We start from the raw sequence: 17,576 nt of genomic DNA, 5'->3' as shown, positions 1-17,576 counted from the left end.
GGCAACATATGTTACGGAAAGGATTTCAAACATTACTCATGCTGCTTGGCATTATGCTCGTAGCAGCGTGCGTCGACGGGCGCGGGCCTGCCTATACCAGCCCGGCCCTGCGCGAAAAGTTACGTGCCGAAATGCCATGGCCGGCGAATGGCTTCGTGACGATTGCGTATCATGAAGTGGAAGATGGCGAAACGGATCAGCGTTTTATGTCCGTGCGCACCTCCGCGCTGAAAGAGCAGTTTGCCTGGCTACGTGAAAATGGCTACAAGCCGGTTAGCCTGGCGCAGATCCGTGAGGCACACCGCGGGGGTAAGCCCTTACCGGAAAAAGCGGTTTTATTGTCCTTCGACGACGGCTTCAGTAGCTTTTATACGCGTGTCTTCCCGCTGCTTGTTGCCTTTCAGTGGCCTGCTTTATGGGCACCGGTTGGCAACTGGATTGACACCCCCGCCGGGCAACCGGTGCAGTACGGCGATGAAAAGATCGCGCGTGAACGCTTTGCAACCTGGCAGCAGGTACAGGAGCTTTCCCGTTCTCCGCTGGTGGAGATAGGTGCGCATACCTGGAACAGCCATTTTGGCACCCTGGCGAATCCGAGCGGCAGCATGCTGCCTGCATTTGCGAATCGTCGGTTTCTCAAGAGCGATCAGCGCTACGAAACCGAAAAGGAGTATCGTTCGCGCATACGGCAAGACGCAAAGATGCTGATAAGCCACTTTAAGACGCATACCGGTAAAGCCCCTACGGCCTGGGTGTGGCCATATGGCGCGGCGAACGGGACGGCAATTCAGGAGCTTAAGGCTCTCGGCTTTGACATGTTTTTCACGCTGGAGGATGGGCTTTCAACGGCCACGGAGCTGGATTCAATTCCGAGGATATTGATAAATGGCAACCCTACCCTTGAAGAGTTTGCGCTTCAGGTGACGGGGGTGCAGGAACAAGCGTTCCAGCGCGTGATGCATGTCGATCTGGACTATGTGTTTGATCCCGATGCCGGGCAGATGGAAAAAAATATCGATGCCCTCATTCAGAGGGTTAAAGATATGGGGATCACCACCGTTTACCTGCAGGCGTTTGCCGATCCGGCGGGTGATGGTCTGGTGAAGGCGGTCTACTTCCCAAACCGTTGGCTGCCGGTGAAGGCTGACATTTTCAGTCGCATTGCGTGGCAGCTCCGCACCCGGGCAAACGCGGCCGTTTATGCCTGGATGCCGGTCCTGAGCTGGGATATGTCGGCAAACTTAACCCGCGTGCATAGCCTGGCGGCAGACGATGACGAACGTCCTCAGGTCAGTCCATCACAGTATCGGCGTCTGTCACCATTTGATGCTGAGGCGAGGCAGCGCATTGGTGATATGTATCAAGATCTGGCGGCGCATGCCTCGTTTGACGGCATTCTTTTTCATGACGACGCCGTGCTGACCGATACGGAGGACGCCAGCTCTGTAGCACTGGCCGCTTATGAAAAAGCGGGTTTTAGCCGTGATATCAGGGCAATTCGCGATGACGCGCAGCAATTTGAGGCATGGACCCGGTTCAAAACCGAAACACTCACCCGTTTCACCCTTGAACTGGCGGATAAAGTAAAAGCTATCCGTGGCCCGCAAATCAAAACGGCGCGTAACCTGTATGCGTTGCCGCTGATTGAACCGAAAAGCGAAGCGTGGTTTGCACAGAACCCCAATGACTTTCTTACGCACTATGACTGGACGGCCGTCATGGCGATGCCATACATGGAGGGTGTGGAGGATCGGGAGAGCGACAAGTGGTTTAAGGCACTTATTGCGCGCGCAGCGGCTTTATCTGACGGGAAAAATAAGATGATTATCGAGCTTCAGGCTCGGGACTGGCGACCGGACGGGCAACACCAGCGTATTGAATCCCGCAAGATTGCGGAGTGGATGCGTATTATGCAGCTCTCTGGAATGAAACATTATGGCTATTACCCTGATGACTTTTTGAATAATCAGCCGAAAATAAATGTTATTCGGCCGGAATTCTCAACGAACTGGTACCCTGAAGATGAATAATCGCTATTTCTCAATCGTTATTTTAATTCTGGTGTTGTGTATCCCTGTCGGGTTAACCCTGCTGTTTTCCGCAGAGGTGATGCTGAGATATGTCTTTTTCTGGCCGTTCTTTATGTCGATATTCTGGATAGCAGGCAGCGTCTTTTTCTGGTTCTATCGCGAGCGGCACTGGGAGTGGGGTAAAGATGCGTCGGTACCGATGATTAAAGATAACCCTTTAATTTCGATCGTTATCCCTTGTTTTAATGAATCGAAAAATATTCAGGAGACCATCGCGGCGGCTATGTCACAGCGGTATGACAATTTTGAAGTTATTGCAGTGAATGACGGATCGTCGGACGACACGGGCTTTCAGCTAAATATGTTGGCCGAGCGTTATCCCCGCCTGCGTGTAGTGCATTTGATGGAGAACCAGGGAAAAGCGATTGCGTTGAAAAGTGGTGCCGCCGCTGCAAAAGGGGAGTTTCTGGTTTGCATTGACGGCGACGCCTGTTTGGATCGTGACGCCGCAGCCTGGCTTGTCGCGCCGATGATTGATAACCCGCGTGTGGGGGCTGTGACCGGCAATCCGCGGATCCGCACTCGCTCAACGTTAATCGGCAAAGTCCAGGTCGGTGAATTTTCATCGATCATTGGTCTTATCAAACGTACGCAACGGGTCTATGGCCAGGTGTTTACCGTTTCAGGGGTAATTGCGGCGTTCCGCCGGAGCGCGCTGGCGGATGTGGGTTACTGGAGCGATGACATGATCACGGAGGATATTGATATCAGCTGGAAACTACAGCTTCGTCGCTGGTCTGTGTTCTATGAACCGCGGGCGCTGTGCTGGATTTTAATGCCGGAAACGCTGCGCGGGCTGTGGAAACAGCGTTTACGTTGGGCGAAGGGGGGCGCGGAGGTTTTCCTGAAAAACATGAGCTCCCTCTGGCGCTGGAAACACAGGCATATGTGGCCCCTTTTTATGGAATATTGCGCGACGACGGCATGGGCATTCACCTGCCTGGTCAGTGGGTTGGTCATCCTGGCGGAGGTAATCCAGAACGGATCAACGGGAGGGCTCTCCATTTCATCGGTGTCAGAAAATGCCGGAGTGCTGCTTTGCAGCCTGTGTCTGGTGCAATTCCTGGTGAGTATCCTGATTGAGTACCGCTATGAGCATAACGTCGTTGCCACGCTGTTCTGGATCATCTGGTATCCGATCATCTTCTGGCTCATCAGTTTATTCACCACGCTTGTCGCGTTCACTGTTGTGATGCTGAATCCCCGTAGCACCCGTGCGCGTTGGGTCAGTCCGGATCGCGGGATTGCAAGGGGGTAACATGAAACACTGGATTATCAATTCGCAAAAAAGCGTCTTCCGGGAGTGTCTGGAACTGATCGTAACCTGTCTTTTGTGGGCTGTGTTTGTTTACTTTGCCTCGGGGTTTATCGCTTTATTCCTGAAGGGGTTTACGCAGGGGAATGACGCTTTTTTGCGGCTGTTCTTCTATTTCATCCTGGCGATACTTAACGCGCTGGTACTGGTGCTCTGGGCGATTTACAACCGCTATAAGCATCAGAGAATTGCGGTTCCTCCTGCCCGTGTGGCGAGTGAGGCGGAACTGGCGATGAGCTTTTCACTTTCCCAGCCGGTTTATCAGCAGTTCCAGGCTAATAAAAAGTTATACGTTGATTTTGACAACCATGGTGACGTGGTAAATGTCACCTCAGAGTAGTAGTACGATCCCCCTGACCGTGCCGGTCAGGGGGCGGTTTGCGTCTTTATAGTTATGCGGTAAGAAGGATGATAAATAACATTACGTTGGCCGAGAAAATGATCATGCTTTCCGGTGCATTTCTGTTTGCACTGATGATCGCGGTAAACTCTTTTTGCGTGAATGATAATCCAGGCTTCAGAGTACCCATGACCACATATTTAATCGTCATGATTGCGCTGTTCTTTCTGGATACCATCATCTTTATTTTTATCCAGATGCAGTATGCGTCTGACAGAACACACCTGTCCTCATTGATTCTGAGTATGGCGTTTTTAAGTGGTTTGGTCTATTTCATTGAAACGATTGTTATTATTCAATATCCTGAACACGCTGGTTTTTCTAATGCGGTAAAAACAAACGACACGGCTGTATTCTATTTTTTCAGGCAACTGAGTTTTATCTTTTTACTGGCGCTCGCCGTTCGGGTGGAAAAAATCACAACACGTTCGTCGTCAGGACAGATTAATAAGTTCAGTCTGGCGTTAACATTATTTATTCCGCTGGTTGTGTTCCCGGTTCTGGCCCATTATATGAGCAGCTATCATCCTGCATTGTCATTAACGATAGCGGCAGATGGTCGTGACCAGCATGCTCCCGTCTGGGATGTACGGTACGTTAACGTTCTGATCACGCTCTGGTCGTTTTTACTCTGCTATATGACCTATGTGACGCGACTGTCTTCAGGCATGTGGAACAGTATTATTGTGGTGTGTCTCTCCGCCATCATTTACAATTTTTTCCTGTTGCTGCTCGATACGTATAATATGTCACTCTGGTATATTAGCCGTACAGTAGAGGTATTTAGTAAATTATTTGTTATTTTCACCTTGTTATTTCACGTATTCAGCACGTTAAAGATTTTTGGCGATCGAATTAATCGCGATCCGCTTACGCAGATCTTCAACCGTAAGTATTTTTATGAGGCGCTTCAACGGAACCGCATGCTCAGGACAGAAAAAGGCACGAGCATAATGATGCTGGATATTGACAACTTTAAGTCTATTAATGATACCTGGGGTCATCCGGTAGGGGATCGCGTCCTTCTGGCGGTGGTGGATATTATCAAAGACAGTATCCGGGATAAGGATATTTTTGCCAGACTGGGCGGTGAGGAGTTTGGTCTTCTGCTACCGAATACTGACGAGAGCCTGGCGGTATCCGTTGCCGAGCGTATTCGCCATAATGTCCAGCACCGGACCGGACAGGGTAACCTTTACGCGCTTCCTGCAGAGGTGACGCTGAGTATCGGCGTGTGCTCAGCCATTCAGAGCAACCTCAACAGCACCGATATTATTCGTAACGTGGATGAGGCGCTCTATGAGGCCAAGCACAACGGTAAAAACAGAATCGTAAGCAGACACGCAGAATGTGGGTGAGCTTATAAAATGGGGATAAAAACGTCAAAATTAACATGCTCATCGCTGTAAGAATTAAACTGCATTAAATAAATGCCCTCGCGCAACGCCAGACGCTTTTTAACCATTGCTTTAACGAAGGCAATTTTGTTAAAGGCGCTGTAGCCCTCCCAGCTACCGCTGAAGGTCATTTTTGCGTATTTTCCTTTTACTACGCACGTCCCTCTTTTTGCAGTCGTGTCGCTTTGTAAGGAATACGAGATTAAGACCTCAACAAGATAAGATCGGCTTTTGCCTAAGCGTTCGGGTGGGCGAGGCACAAGGGTGATGCGATCAATCTCATGACGATTTTCGATAAGCAGTTTCTTGATTTTTTTAGTAATATCATGGACCGAGGTATCAAAAAGATGATCATGTTCGATAATTTGATGGGTATAGAGAAATGTTTCATTCAGTTCACAAATTTCGAGTTCTGGAGTTTGATGGTCGCTTAATAAAAAAGAGGGCTGTAAAACATCAAAATTCCACACTCTGGCACGTCTGTACTCAGAGGGTGTCAGCCCGGTCATTTTTTTAAAGGCTCTGGAAAAACCCTGGCTACTCTGGTAATGGAAAAGATAAGCAATATCCGTCACCGGAATCGAAGTCATCCTTAGCATAATAGCAGCACGGCTCAGCCTTCTTCTGAGAATATATTCTCCTAACGAGAGCTGATAGTGCTCCTTAAACCAGGTTTCAATGGTTCGTCTGCTGTATCCGATATCCGCAACCAGGTCATCAATATGTAAAATAGTAAAGTTATTTTCCTCCACCCAGGAGAGAATATACCTTCTGATGCTGTCTTTCATTGGCGTGTCAGTTATTACTTAACGGTAAATGAGTTTCATGCTGGGCAAATTATGCCGGAAGTTAATTGACTGGCGAAGGGATTCTGGCAATAACTTTAATTTCAAAATCAAAACCAGCGAGCCAGTTAACGCCTATGGCAGTCCAGTTTGGGTAAGGAGGACGCGGGAACGCCATTTTTTTCGCCTGCATAATGACGGGAAACTGGTTTTCAGGGTCGGTGTGAAATGTCGTTACATCGATAATATCGTCAAAGGTACATCCCGCGGCCGCAAGGGTAGCCTGGAGGTTATCAAATGCGAGCTGTACCTGAGCGGCGAAATCGGGCTCAGGTGTGCCATCGCTGCGGCTGCCGACCTGGCCAGAAACAAATAACAAATCGCCCGAGCGGATGGCAGCAGAATAGCCATGCTCTTGATAGAGGGCATGACGGTTGGCCGGGAATACAGGTTCACGTGGGTGCATAGCATTTCCTTTTATAGTCGAGGTTATTGTCGTGATGACAAAGTAGAAGTAACATACGCGATGTATGTGAAAAAATGTAATCCACATACGCCGTGTATGTTAAATGGAAAACGCTGCTTAACCAAGGAACCCCCATGGCTGCAAAACGTCGTGCTGAGACGGCACAGGAAAATCGCGAAAAAATGATACAGGCAGCCCGTAAGGCGTTTGCTGAAAAAGGATATGCCGCTGCCTCAATGGATGAACTGACTGCCAGCGTGGGCTTAACGCGCGGTGCGCTGTACCATAATTTCAGCGATAAGAAAGGGTTACTGGCGGCTGTAGTCGCACAGATAGACAGTGAAATGGCTGAAAAAGCGAAAGCCATTGCTTCCACTGCGGAAAATGACTGGGAGAGGTTGCTGGCGGAAGGCGTCGCTTATATCAAAATGGCGCTGGTTCCGGAAGTGCAGCGTATCGTTCTTCTTGATGGTCCAGCTGTTCTGGGCGATCCGGCGCAATGGCCTAGCCAGAACAGTTGCCTGGAGTCGACTCGTCACACCATCGAAAAAATGATCGCATGCGACGTTCTTAAACCGGTTGATGCAAAAGTCGCAGCCCATCTGCTGAATGGCGCTGCGCTGAATGCTGCCTTGCTCATTGCCGCGAGTGACGACCCGCAGAAAACGCTGCCCCATGCCATTGAGGTATTCACTCTTCTGGCTGGCGGGTTACGCAATAGCTAAGGGATATTTTTAACGATCCTTTCTCCATGCATCAGCAGTTAGCGCTTCACCAAAATGTCCGGCAATCAGGCGTTTTGTTAAATCGTGGAGTGGGGAGGCCAGCACATCCGCCGTGCTGCCGCGCTCGACAACTTCCCCCTGATGCATGACCATCACCTGGTCGCTGATGTGTTTCATCATGCCAAGATGTTGGGTCACGTAGATATAAGAGATCCCCTGTTTTTCCTGCAATTCCAGCATCAGGTTAATTAACTGCGAACGCATCGACATATCCAGTGAGGCGAGTGCTTCGTCAGCAATAATCACCTTCGGGCGCAAAATCAGGGCGCGCGCCAGCCCCAGACGCTGCTTCTGTCCCGGAGCCAGCATATGCGGATAGTAACTTTCGTGATCGGGCAGCAGTCCGACCATACGCAGGGTTTCAAAGATACGTTTACGGCGAGCGTCAGGCTCCAGATCGGTATTCAGCCGCAGCGGGAAATCCAGGATCTGCGAAATACGCTGGCGCGGATTGAGCGAGGTGGAGGGATCCTGGAAGATCATACGGATGCGCTGGCTGCGGAAGGAGTAATCGCCAAATGCCAGCGGATGATCGTCAATCAGCACTTCACCGCCGCTTGGCTCAACCATGCCCGCCAGCATCTTAGCCAGCGTGGATTTGCCGGAACCATTCTCGCCAATAATCGCCAGCGTCTGCTTTTCGCGCAGCGTAAAGCTCAGCGGTTTCACCGCTTCCACGGTCTGGCGATGGAACAGCCCGGTGCGGTAGCGAAAGGTCTTACTCAGGTTGCGTACTTCCAGTAAGGTTTCGACCATTTCACTCTCTCTCCATGTTCAGCGGGAAATGACAGGCGTAAAGATGGTTTTTCGCCCCCGTCAGACGCGGCGTTTCAATACACTTACGCTGAGCATACGGGCAACGTGGCCCAAGACGACAGCCTATCGGCAATGATTCCAGAAGCGGGATCGCACCCGGCAGCGTGTTCAGACGGCTCTTGTGCGGCATGGCGCTGCCAAAATCCGGGATCGCACGAATCAGCGCCTGGGTGTAGGGATGGTGCGGCGTGGTGATCAGATCTTCACTGGGGGCGGTTTCCACCGTTTGCCCACAGTACATCACATCAATTTTATCCGCCCATTTGCTGAGCATTTGCAGGTCGTGACTGATCAGCAAAATGGTGGTGTTGTTATTCTGATTCAGCCGCGTCAGCAGACGGAATATCTGCGCCTGCGTGGTCGGCTCCATCGCGTTCGTTGGTTCATCCGCAATCAACAGACGCGGCTGATTGGCCAGCGCGATGGCGATCATCACTTTCTGGCATTCACCGTCGGTGAGTTCGTAGGGGAAACTGCGCATTGCGTCTTTATGATCTTTGATCCCGACGCGGTGCAGCAGCTCAATGGCGCGGCGTTTGCGCCAGCCGAAACGCTGCCACCAGCGGCCTTTATAAGTCCAGCCGGGGATATTCTGCATCAGCTGCTTACCTACGCGCTCGGACGGGTCAAGGCAGGATTGTGGCTCCTGGAAAATCATCGAGACGTTATGGCCGACCAGCTTGCGACGCTCGCGCGGAGAGAGGCGCAGCAGGTCAATATCATCAAAACGCATGCGGTCGGCGGTGACGCGCCAGTTGTCCTTCGCTACACCACAAATGGCTTTGGCGATGAGGCTTTTCCCGGAGCCGGATTCGCCCACCAGCCCGCGAATTTCACCTTCAGCAAGGGTAATGCTGATTCGATCGACAGCCTTAACCCAGCCCTCACCGGTTTTAAACTCGATGGTGAGGTTGCGGATATCAAGAAGCGGCATTATTGTACCCCCGCATTAATTGCGCGGCGAATACCGTCGCCCAGCAGGTTAATCAGCAACACGCTGACCATAATGGCCGCACCCGGTAACATAACTGTCCACGGGGCGACGTAGATAAGCTCCAGCGCATCGCCCAGCATCGCACCCCATTCCGGTGACGGCAGCTGGGCACCCAAATCGAGGAAACCCAGCGCAGCGATATCCAGTATCGCCATCGACAGGGCGCGGGTGATCTCGGTGACCAGCCCGGCTGCGATATTCGGCAGGACGGCAAACCAGAGAATATTCAGCGTGGTGGCACCGTCCAGACGGGCAGCAACAACATACTCTTTCTCCAGTTCGTCATGCACCATGCTGTACACAGAGCGAACGATACGGGGCAGGATTGCCAGCCACACGGCAAACATGGCATGCGTCAGGTGCGGCCCGGCAAAGGCCACCACAATGATCGCCAGCAGCAGCGATGGGATAGAGAGCAGGGTGTCCAGAATGTGATTCAGCACCGCCGAGCGCAGACCGTGGGTGGAGCCAGCAAAAATGCCCAGCGCCAGACCGCAAACTGTGGCGGCGAGCGTCACCACAAACGCGCCACCCACCGTTGGGGCGGCACCGCTCAGCAGGCGGCTCAGCACATCACGGCCCAGATCGTCGGTGCCCAGGAAGAAGGAAACCTCCCCATAGCGCGACCACGACGGAGGCAACAATTGATAGCCGAGGAACTGCTGGTCGATACCGTATGGCGCAAACCACGATCCAAATACGCACAGCAAGACCAGACCGGCACAGCCGTACAGGCCGATCATTGCCGTGGTGTCACCATAGAATTTACGCCACACGGTACGTAGCGCACCGGGCGTGCGCTTTTCACTGTATACGCTATCGTAGGGCATACCATTCCTTATGCTTCAACGGGTTGGCCATTGCACCCAAAATATCGGAAATCACGTTAACAATAATCACCAGCGAACCAATCACCATGACGCCTGCTGAAATGGCGGCGTAATCCTGCTGACGAATGGCGTTAATCAGCCACCGGCCCAGACCTGGCCAGCTAAAGACCATCTCGGTGATCATCGCCAGGGTCAGCATGGTCGAAAACTGCAGCCCAAGGCGCGGAATAACCGGCGGGAGCGCGTTATGCAGTACGTGACGACGCAAGATAGTCAGGCGTGAGAGACCGCGCGTGGCCGCAGCTTTAACGTAGTTCTGATCAAACACTTCCATGGTGCTCAGGCGCATCAGGCGGATCACTTCGGTTGTTGGCGCCACCGCAAGCGTTAGCACCGGCAACACCATATGACGCAGGGCGCTGACGATCATTTCGTGACGCCAGACGGAGTCAGAGAGCCATGCATCAATAATGGCGAAACCGGTCACCGATTTAACCGTGTAGAGGAGGTCAAAGCGGCCTGAAACCGGCAGCCAGCCCATTGTCAGAGAGAAGAACAGCGTCAGCAACAGCGCCAGCCAGAAAACCGGGATAGAAAAGCCGAGCAGGGCGAGGGCGCTGATAAATTTATCCTGCCATTTATTGCGATAAATCCCCGCCAGCATGCCCACCGGAATGCCCACCATCAGGGCAAAGCCGAAGGCCAGAATGCAGAGCTCCATCGTGGCCGGGAACACGTCTTTCAACTGCTCAGAGATAAGCTGTCCGTTGATACTGGAGACGCCAAAATCCCAGTGCAACAGGCCGTTGAACCAGAACAGCCAGGCATCCCACAGCGACGATCCCTGAAGCGGGGCGTGCGGCGTAAAGTAGCTCAGGCTGAAGCCCACGAAGGTCAGTAAAAAGAGCGTCACCAGCAGTAACAGGAGTCGACGCAAGGTAAAAATGATCATGGTTTTTTCACCTCTTGTTCTTTTTCACGGTCGACCCCGGCGAAGGAGGCGTTGCCAAACGGGCTCAATACCAGGCCTTTAATATCGTAACGATAGGCCTGCAGACGCAGGGAAGAGGCCAGCGGCAGCACGGGCAGTTCCTTAGCGAGGATCTTTTGCGCTTCATCATAGGCATCAATGCGTGACGAGAGCTGTTGTGACGCCAGCGCTTTTTGCAGAACGGCGTCAAACTCGCGGTTGCACCAGTGAGCGTAGTTGGTCTGTGAGTTTATTGCCGCGCAGCTTAACAACGGACGGAAGAAACTGTCCGGGTCGTTACTGTCAGTCGCCCAGCCCGTCAGCGTAAGGTCATGGTTCATATCCATCAGGCGCGCTTCCTGGAAACGCCCTTCAACCGGAACGATGATCACTTTTACACCGACCTGCGCCATATCGGCCTGCAGCAGCTCGGCGGTTTTCAGCGGGCTAGGGTTCCATGCCTGAGAGCTGGTCGGTACCCAGAGCTGCAGCGTCAGGTTTTCAGCGCCCAACGCTTTAAGCTGTTCGCGTGCTTTTGCCGGATTGTATTCCGTGATTTTGGCTTCACCGTCATACGCCCACGAGGCGCGCGGTAGAATAGAGGCGGCGGTTTCCGCGGTGCCGTAATAAATGGACTGCATCAAACGCTGGTTGTTAATGGCCAGCGCCAGCGCATGACGAACTGCCGGGTTATTCAGCGGCGGCTTATCGGTGTTAAAAGCGAGATAGGCAATGTTCATACCCGGGCGCAGCGTCAGGCGCAGGCGCGGATCGTCGCGTAAAATAGTGAGCTGGCTGGCGGCAGGCCAGGCCAGCACATCACATTCGCCGGTCAGCAGCTTTGAGAGCCGTCCTGTACCGCCAGACCCGAGGTCGACCACAACCTGAGGCATCAGCGGCGTGCCGCGCCAGAAGTGTTCGTGGCGCTGCAGGCGAATATATTGCCCGGCGCGGTATTCGGCCAGCTGGAACGGACCGGTGCCGACCGGCTGGCGGTCAAGCAGCTCCTGACGATCCTGCTTGTTCAGCTTTGCCGCGTACTCAGCGGACATGACGGACGCATAGTGGGTCGCCAGATGCCAGAGGAAAGAGGCATCCGGGCGCGTCAGGGAAAATTCAACCGTCCGGTTATCCAGTTTGCGCACGCTTTTAACGGTGTCGGCAAACTGCAGGCTGTCGAAATAGGGGAAGTTCCCCCCGTTGACGTTATGCCAGGGGTGATGGCGGTTGAAGATACGCTGGAACGTAAAGACCACATCGTCTGCATTCAGCTTGCGCGTGGGGGTAAACCACGGCGTATGCTGAAACGCAACGTCATCACGCAGACGGAAACGGTAAGTTGCGCCGTTGTCCAGCACCTCCCAGCTTTCCGCCAGCTCCGGCACCAGACGGTAGGTGTACGGATCAACATCAAGCAGACGGTCGTAAAGCTGAGCGGCGAGAGTATCCACAATCAGGCCGCTACCCGCTTTTTGTGGGTTGAAGGTATCAACCTGTCCGCTGACGCAGTAGACGAAGCCACTGTCACGAATATCAGGCTGCTCAGTTGGCTCGGGGGCAGCAAAGGCCTGGCTACTGAACAGACTGAGTGCAAAAAAGGACGATAAAACCAGACGCATAATTTTTAAGGTATGATATGTTAAGTGGCTATCTTACTAATATTAAACGAAATTATCCAGTGTCGTTTATCCCTGAGGGCATCCTGGGGCAGTAGCGTTTGCAGTCGCTCATTCAGCATACCAACCTGATCGGCGTTCATACCGACTCTCCACTTTGAATATACCTCATAAACCATCTTAGCATTTTCATGCCCTGTATGACTCGCTATAAACGAAGGATTCGCCCCGACAGACTGTATGCGGTTAGCAACTGCGTGCGTGATTGGCTGATGGAACTCACGACAGACATCTTCCCGTTACCTCGCGATGCGATATTGGGTGGGCAATAAATCCCCTATAATAAAGTGCGCGCTGTTTATCCTGTGCAAGCATGATGCGATGGCGTGAATTATTATTGAGTCGATGTATTACAATAAGAAATATTCACTAAACGCATACTTGCTTAATTAATGGTTGCGTTACGAGTAATGTTGATTTATATACTGACCCTCTGATCCTGCAATTTGGTAGGGAGAAATAAAAAAAGAATAAAATGAATCATCATAACATCTAAGAAAATTACAGTTTTCTGTTGAGGCATACCGAACGGCACTGCGCCTGATTGTCTGCTTTTTTATATTTAATGTTAAATCTTTTTCATCATGGACGTCTCGCGTCTTTCTCATGGCATGAGAAGTGACCAAAACATCAGAGAGTTAGGGAATGATTGAACCTTTGGGGCTAATTAAGAATTTTGCACGCGTTCGCACGCGCATATTCGTGACGATTGCGTTTTTCTCATCGGTCATAAATATACTGATGCTGGCACCATCTATTTATATGTTGCAGGTTTACGATCGCGCGCTGTCATCCGGGAATACCACAACGCTTTTTATGTTGACGCTGCTGGTGTTATTTATGTTTGCCGTCATGGCACTCCTTGATTACGCGCGTGGCATCGTCATCATCCGATTGGGTAATCAATTTGATAATGCGCTTTCGCCTGCACTCTATATCGCTGCATGTGAAAGTAATCTCGTTAAGCACAGCCCGAATGCCGGGCAGGCTATCAGCGACCTCACCGTTATACGCCAGTTTGTTACCGGCCCGGCGTTATTTGCGGTTTTTGATTCCATTTGGTTTCCCGTTTACCTCGGCGTTATTTTTCTTTTTAACACCTGGCTCGGGGTGTTCTCGCTTTCAGGCGCATGTCTGCTGCTGGCCCTGGCGTTTATTAACGAAAAAACGACGCGTCAGCTTTTGAATGAAGCGGGGGGGTATGCCTTGATCTCAAATCACCAGGCTAACAGCTCCTTACAATCTGCTGAGACGCTGCATGCCCTGGGGATGACTGATAACGTTAAGGCGCGCTGGTGGCTCGGACATCAACAGTTCCTTTATTGCCAGAGTGCGGCCAGTGAACGCGCTGTATTGATGTCTGCCGTCACCAAAACCGTACGCATGGCGCTTCAGTCCCTGATGTTGGGGCTGGGCTGCTGGCTGGCGATTCTGGGAGACATCTCGCCGGGCATGATGATCGCGGGCTCAATTTTGCTCGGAAGAGCGCTGTCACCGGTGGAACAACTCATCAGCGTGTCGAAAGGCTACCGGTCAGCTCGTCTGGCATGGGAACGCGTGGTTCGTCTGACGGGAGACTTTCCCCCGGCGCAGGAGAGCATACGCCTGCCGGCTGCGCAGGGAGTGCTCACGGTGGAGAATGTCACCGTTTTCCCTCCGGGAAACCCCCGGCAGCCCATACTGCAAAACATCACTCTGCGGGTGAACCCGGGTGAGGTGCTGGGAATTGTGGGAGCCAGTGCATCGGGGAAATCCTGTCTCGCCAGAGTGTTGTGCGGTGTCTGGCCTGCCGGAGAGGGGGATGTCAGGCTGGATGGGGCAGATATTTACCAGTGGCAGAAGCAGACGCCGGGTCCCGGAATCGGCTACTTGCCGCAGGACGTTACGCTTTTCACGGGAACCCTCGCTGAGAATATTGCCCAGTTTGGTGAGATTGATTCAACGCAACTGATCGCCACGGCAAAGCTGGCCGGGATCCACGACATGATTTTGCGTATGCCTGACGGGTATAACACCTTGACTGGCGAGCAGGGTATGGCCCTGTCGGGTGGGCAAAAACAGCGCATTGGCCTGGCCCGGGCGCTGTACGGCAATCCGGCACTGGTGATCCTTGATGAGCCCAACGCTCACCTCGATGAATCGGGTGAGCAGGCTTTGCAGCAGGTTATCCGGCAGCTCCGGCAGCAGAAAAAAAGCGTTGTCATCATTTCTCATCGTCCGGGAATATTGCCGCTGACCAGCCATTTGCTCGTCCTGGAAGGCGGAAAAACCAAGCTTTATGGCCCAACGGCACAACTCTTACAGCAGTCAGTTCGCCCGGTAAATAAGACACACAGCGTCCCTGCTGAACAAGGAAAAGCCCATGCATAATAGCGATGCGCAGAAGACGCCCCTTGTTGACGTCGTTCCGTTTGTCCGCCTTGGCTGGGTAGTGTTGCTGGCAGGTCTGGGATCTTTCTTGCTCTGGGCGGCACTGGCGCCGCTGGATAAAGGTGTTGTTTCCACCGGAACCGTGGTGGTGGACGGCTACCGTAAGGCCGTTCAGGCACCCACAGGCGGTGTGGTGACAAGCATCGCCGTCAGAGAGGGGCAGACGGTACATAAAGGCGATCTGCTGGTGCTGCTCAGCCAGCAATCGACGCTCGCCCAACTCTCCGCTGCGCGCCAGCATTATCTGACGTCGCTCATTGCTGAAAGCCGCCTTCAGTCTGAGCTGGCGGGCATGCAAACGCTGACCTTACCCCCTGAGACAGAAGACGAAGCCCTGCGGGATGCGATCAAGCCCATAGTGGCTCAGCAACGCCAGCTTATGCATGCCCGGCAGGAAGCGCTGAAAAATGCCCAGGAAAACGACGCTCAGGCCATTGCAGGGCTGGCTCGCCAGCGCGATTCGCTTGCCAGAACCTGCGAGACGAAAGCGCAAGGGCTCGCACTGTTAAATCGTCAACTTAAAGACCTGAAACCACTAATGGAAGAGGGCTATTTCCCCCGTAACCGCTATCTCGATATCCAGGTGCAATCGGCGTCTCTGGCGGGCGAGGTGGGTGAAACCCGCAGCAAAATCGTAGAGTTAGGGAATCAGATCGCCCAGCTCAAACGCGGCATGCAGCAGCGGTTGATTGACAACCGGAAAGATATTGAAACGCAAATTGACCAGCTTCGCCTGCAGGTCAGCGAGAGCAAAAAACAGCTGACGCTCTCTGGTGTCGATCTCTCCCTGACCCGCGTCGTCGCACCGCAGGATGGCGTGGTAATGAACCTCGCGCTTGCCAGCGACAGCGCGGTGGTGAGTGCGGGCGAGCAGCTACTGGAAATTGTCCCGCAGGCCTCCCCCCTGATTATCGACTCACAAATTGACGTCGCCCTGATCGATAAAGTCCATAAGGGCATGCCCGTTACCCTGATGTTTACCGCCTTCAACCAGCAAAGCACGCCGAAAATCCCGGCCCGGGTATCGCTGGTGTCAGCGGATCGCCAGACCGATCCCACAACCCAGCAGCCGTACTACAAGATTCAGATCGCCGTTACGCCGGAGGGGATGAAAAAGCTAAAGAGCGAGGAGGTTAAACCGGGTATGCCAGTAGAGGTCTTTATTAAAGCCGGAGAGCGCTCGCTGTTGAGCTATCTGCTGAAACCCATTGTGGATCGTGCATCGCGGTCGTTCATCGAGGAGTAAAGATGCTTACCGCAAAATTCATACCTGTTGTGTATCTGCTCGCGCTGATGACGTCCTTTTCAGCAGGTGCGCTGACACTGACTCAGGGCTGGTTCATGGCGCTGGACAACGATCCGCAATACCGCGCTGCCGTGAAGGATCAGCTTGCCGGAGAAGAGTACATCCCCATCGGTCGCGCCGGGTTACTGCCAAAAGTCAGCGTTAGCTATCAACGCGCACCGCGTAACTGGCAGCGGCAGCAGTACCAGCAGACAAATTTGTTGGGGGAGCGTTCTGAGGTGGTGCAACATCAACAATATGACAGTTATTCGGGATCGGTTACCGTTGTTCAGCCGCTGTTTGATTACGATGCCTATGCGGGGTATCGCATCGGCATTATCAAAAAAATGCAGTCTGATGAACGCTACCGAAGCAGTCTGATTGATCTGCAAAACCGCTTCATTACCGCCTGGCTGGATCTTACCGAGGCGCATCAACGGCTCCAGCTTGCGACTCTGCATCGTCAGGGGCTGGAAGAGCAGAAAAAGCAGGCTCAGCGACAGTTCGAGGCCGGTGAGGGCGCAGTAACGGATGTCACCGAGACCGCCTCTGCGCTCAGCCTGGCGATTGCGGATGAGGTGGAGGCGCGCGATACGCTGGATACGGCTAACGTTGCGTTATCAGCGATCGTGGGCGTGGATCTCTCGCAGACGGCAGCGCTACCGATACTCGGTGAAAAGCCGCTTAAGCTGCCGCTGGCATCAGGAGACTATCGATACTGGGAACAAAAGGCGGCTGCGCATAATCCCGATATTCTTTCTGCCGGACATAACGTGGAAGAAAAACGCTATGAAATTGAACGCAGTCGCGCTGGCGCGCTTCCCCGGGTACAGCTTTACGCGATGCATTCGGAGAACGATTCAAGCAACGACAATACCATTCATCAGAAATATCGTACCGACAGCATAGGCCTGCGCGTCAGCATGGATCTCTTTTCCGGGGGCGGCGTTTCAGCGGCCCTGCGTCAGGCAGCGGCCCGCTATGAGCAGGCAAAATATCTTCATGATGCACAGCGGCTGGCGACCTACAGCGAAATTAAAAAATCCTTAAATAAATGCCTCCATGCGTCAGAGCGCCTTGCTGCCTATGCTTCCGCGGTGGACGCCGCCAGGCGACAGATTGAAGCGACGAAAAAAAGCATTCAGGCTGGTCAGCGCATGAATATCGATTTATTAAATGCAGAACAATCTTTCTATAAAACCAAAGTTGAGCTTACTGCAGAAAAACATGCTGTCATTAAGGCATGGGTCAGTTTGCTCGCGCAGACGGGCGAAATAAACAATGATAACGTTATGTTACTTGATTCGTATTTTGCTCAATGATTGTTGATAATAAAC

At 52.7% G+C, this 17,576-nt stretch carries 15 protein-coding genes and 1 pseudogene; 8 read left to right on the top strand and 8 right to left on the bottom strand.

Features of this window, described 5'->3' with window-relative positions; all coding sequences use genetic code 11:
* Positions 1 to 8: 8 nt before the first annotated feature.
* From pgaB to EQV24_RS03540, 4 genes are all read left to right on the top strand, one after another.
* On the top strand, positions 9 to 2,030 hold the full coding sequence (gene pgaB, locus EQV24_RS03555; protein ID WP_130626194.1) for a poly-beta-1,6-N-acetyl-D-glucosamine N-deacetylase PgaB: 2,022 nt from the start codon (positions 9 to 11) through the stop codon (positions 2,028 to 2,030).
* Positions 2,023 to 3,348 carry a poly-beta-1,6-N-acetyl-D-glucosamine synthase gene (gene pgaC / locus EQV24_RS03550; RefSeq protein ID WP_130626193.1) on the top strand — a complete coding sequence of 442 codons (1,326 nt, stop codon included), beginning with the start codon at positions 2,023 to 2,025 and terminating at the stop codon, positions 3,346 to 3,348. Before pgaB ends, pgaC begins: the two co-directional genes overlap by 8 nt.
* A 1-nt stretch (position 3,349) precedes the next feature.
* Positions 3,350 to 3,745, top strand: a complete 396-nt coding sequence (gene pgaD / locus EQV24_RS03545; RefSeq protein WP_095907904.1) for a poly-beta-1,6-N-acetyl-D-glucosamine biosynthesis protein PgaD — start codon at positions 3,350 to 3,352, stop codon at positions 3,743 to 3,745.
* Positions 3,746 to 3,813: 68 nt separating this feature from the next.
* On the top strand, positions 3,814 to 5,163 hold the full coding sequence (locus EQV24_RS03540) for a GGDEF domain-containing protein (RefSeq protein ID WP_243649000.1): 1,350 nt from the start codon (positions 3,814 to 3,816) through the stop codon (positions 5,161 to 5,163).
* 2 nt (positions 5,164 to 5,165) lie between these two features.
* Here EQV24_RS03540 and EQV24_RS03535 read toward each other — a convergent pair whose 3' ends face one another.
* Both EQV24_RS03535 and EQV24_RS03530 read right to left on the bottom strand, forming a co-directional pair.
* Entirely contained in the window at positions 5,166 to 5,990 is an 825-nt protein-coding gene (locus EQV24_RS03535) for a helix-turn-helix transcriptional regulator (RefSeq protein ID WP_058681310.1), read from the bottom strand.
* Between the two features lie 61 nt (positions 5,991 to 6,051).
* The gene (locus tag EQV24_RS03530; RefSeq protein WP_058681309.1) at positions 6,052 to 6,453 is read right to left on the bottom strand and encodes a RidA family protein; all 402 of its coding nucleotides are present in this window, start codon (positions 6,451 to 6,453) and stop codon (positions 6,052 to 6,054) included.
* A 134-nt stretch (positions 6,454 to 6,587) separates the two neighbouring features.
* Between EQV24_RS03530 and EQV24_RS03525 the strand changes: the two genes are divergently transcribed.
* Complete coding sequence (locus EQV24_RS03525; protein WP_095907902.1) at positions 6,588 to 7,178, top strand: TetR/AcrR family transcriptional regulator; 591 nt, start codon at positions 6,588 to 6,590, stop codon at positions 7,176 to 7,178.
* Between the two features lie 9 nt (positions 7,179 to 7,187).
* Here EQV24_RS03525 and sapF read toward each other — a convergent pair whose 3' ends face one another.
* The 6 genes and pseudogenes from sapF to EQV24_RS23785 form a co-directional block, all read right to left on the bottom strand.
* A complete protein-coding gene (sapF, locus tag EQV24_RS03520; RefSeq protein ID WP_013096393.1) occupies positions 7,188 to 7,994 on the bottom strand; it encodes a putrescine export ABC transporter ATP-binding protein SapF in 807 nt (268 codons plus the stop codon).
* Position 7,995: 1 nt separating this feature from the next.
* On the bottom strand, positions 7,996 to 8,988 hold the full coding sequence (sapD, locus tag EQV24_RS03515) for a peptide ABC transporter ATP-binding protein SapD (protein WP_013096394.1): 993 nt from the start codon (positions 8,986 to 8,988) through the stop codon (positions 7,996 to 7,998).
* Positions 8,988 to 9,878 carry a putrescine export ABC transporter permease SapC gene (sapC, locus tag EQV24_RS03510; RefSeq protein ID WP_020690956.1) on the bottom strand — a complete coding sequence of 297 codons (891 nt, stop codon included), beginning with the start codon at positions 9,876 to 9,878 and terminating at the stop codon, positions 8,988 to 8,990. The genes sapD and sapC overlap by 1 nt, the downstream gene beginning before the upstream one ends.
* On the bottom strand, positions 9,865 to 10,830 hold the full coding sequence (gene sapB, locus EQV24_RS03505; RefSeq protein WP_013096396.1) for a putrescine export ABC transporter permease SapB: 966 nt from the start codon (positions 10,828 to 10,830) through the stop codon (positions 9,865 to 9,867). The genes sapC and sapB overlap by 14 nt, the downstream gene beginning before the upstream one ends.
* The gene (gene sapA / locus EQV24_RS03500) at positions 10,827 to 12,467 is read right to left on the bottom strand and encodes an ABC transporter substrate-binding protein SapA (RefSeq protein ID WP_038419595.1); all 1,641 of its coding nucleotides are present in this window, start codon (positions 12,465 to 12,467) and stop codon (positions 10,827 to 10,829) included. The genes sapB and sapA overlap by 4 nt, the downstream gene beginning before the upstream one ends.
* Before the next feature lie 20 nt (positions 12,468 to 12,487).
* Positions 12,488 to 12,706 (bottom strand): annotated as a pseudogene (locus EQV24_RS23785) (hypothetical protein); the annotation flags it as partial.
* 463 nt (positions 12,707 to 13,169) lie between these two features.
* Here EQV24_RS23785 and EQV24_RS03490 point away from each other — a divergent pair.
* From EQV24_RS03490 to EQV24_RS03480, 3 genes are read left to right on the top strand one after another with little or no spacing between them, the layout of a single operon-like run.
* Positions 13,170 to 14,894, top strand: a complete 1,725-nt coding sequence (locus tag EQV24_RS03490) for a type I secretion system permease/ATPase (RefSeq protein WP_279388620.1) — start codon at positions 13,170 to 13,172, stop codon at positions 14,892 to 14,894.
* A complete protein-coding gene (locus EQV24_RS03485) occupies positions 14,887 to 16,200 on the top strand; it encodes an HlyD family type I secretion periplasmic adaptor subunit (RefSeq protein ID WP_013096399.1) in 1,314 nt (437 codons plus the stop codon). Before EQV24_RS03490 ends, EQV24_RS03485 begins: the two co-directional genes overlap by 8 nt.
* Positions 16,201 to 16,202: 2 nt before the next feature.
* Positions 16,203 to 17,561, top strand: coding sequence for a TolC family outer membrane protein (locus tag EQV24_RS03480; protein ID WP_130626191.1), 1,359 nt, complete (start codon positions 16,203 to 16,205; stop codon positions 17,559 to 17,561).
* The last annotated feature ends 15 nt before the right edge of the window (positions 17,562 to 17,576 follow it).

It is taken from the genome of Enterobacter sp. A8, from assembly GCF_004296595.1.
In the GTDB taxonomy this organism is placed as follows: domain Bacteria; phylum Pseudomonadota; class Gammaproteobacteria; order Enterobacterales; family Enterobacteriaceae; genus Enterobacter; species Enterobacter cloacae.
This window is presented reverse-complemented; position numbering and strand designations above follow the sequence as displayed.

What these genes read in the sequence shown, in the direction of transcription:
- pgaB (WP_130626194.1), top strand. Translation starts at nt 9, where the DNA reads ATGTTACGGAAAGGATTTCAAACATTACTCATGCTGCTTGGCATTATG.
- pgaC (WP_130626193.1), top strand. Translation starts at nt 2,023, where the DNA reads ATGAATAATCGCTATTTCTCAATCGTTATTTTAATTCTGGTGTTGTGT.
- pgaD (WP_095907904.1), top strand. Translation starts at nt 3,350, where the DNA reads ATGAAACACTGGATTATCAATTCGCAAAAAAGCGTCTTCCGGGAGTGT.
- EQV24_RS03540 (WP_243649000.1), top strand. Translation starts at nt 3,814, where the DNA reads ATGATAAATAACATTACGTTGGCCGAGAAAATGATCATGCTTTCCGGT.
- EQV24_RS03535 (WP_058681310.1), bottom strand. Translation starts at nt 5,990, where the DNA reads ATGAAAGACAGCATCAGAAGGTATATTCTCTCCTGGGTGGAGGAAAAT.
- EQV24_RS03530 (WP_058681309.1), bottom strand. Translation starts at nt 6,453, where the DNA reads ATGCACCCACGTGAACCTGTATTCCCGGCCAACCGTCATGCCCTCTAT.
- EQV24_RS03525 (WP_095907902.1), top strand. Translation starts at nt 6,588, where the DNA reads ATGGCTGCAAAACGTCGTGCTGAGACGGCACAGGAAAATCGCGAAAAA.
- sapF (WP_013096393.1), bottom strand. Translation starts at nt 7,994, where the DNA reads ATGGTCGAAACCTTACTGGAAGTACGCAACCTGAGTAAGACCTTTCGC.
- sapD (WP_013096394.1), bottom strand. Translation starts at nt 8,988, where the DNA reads ATGCCGCTTCTTGATATCCGCAACCTCACCATCGAGTTTAAAACCGGT.
- sapC (WP_020690956.1), bottom strand. Translation starts at nt 9,878, where the DNA reads ATGCCCTACGATAGCGTATACAGTGAAAAGCGCACGCCCGGTGCGCTA.
- sapB (WP_013096396.1), bottom strand. Translation starts at nt 10,830, where the DNA reads ATGATCATTTTTACCTTGCGTCGACTCCTGTTACTGCTGGTGACGCTC.
- sapA (WP_038419595.1), bottom strand. Translation starts at nt 12,467, where the DNA reads ATGCGTCTGGTTTTATCGTCCTTTTTTGCACTCAGTCTGTTCAGTAGC.
- EQV24_RS03490 (WP_279388620.1), top strand. Translation starts at nt 13,170, where the DNA reads ATGATTGAACCTTTGGGGCTAATTAAGAATTTTGCACGCGTTCGCACG.
- EQV24_RS03485 (WP_013096399.1), top strand. Translation starts at nt 14,887, where the DNA reads ATGCATAATAGCGATGCGCAGAAGACGCCCCTTGTTGACGTCGTTCCG.
- EQV24_RS03480 (WP_130626191.1), top strand. Translation starts at nt 16,203, where the DNA reads ATGCTTACCGCAAAATTCATACCTGTTGTGTATCTGCTCGCGCTGATG.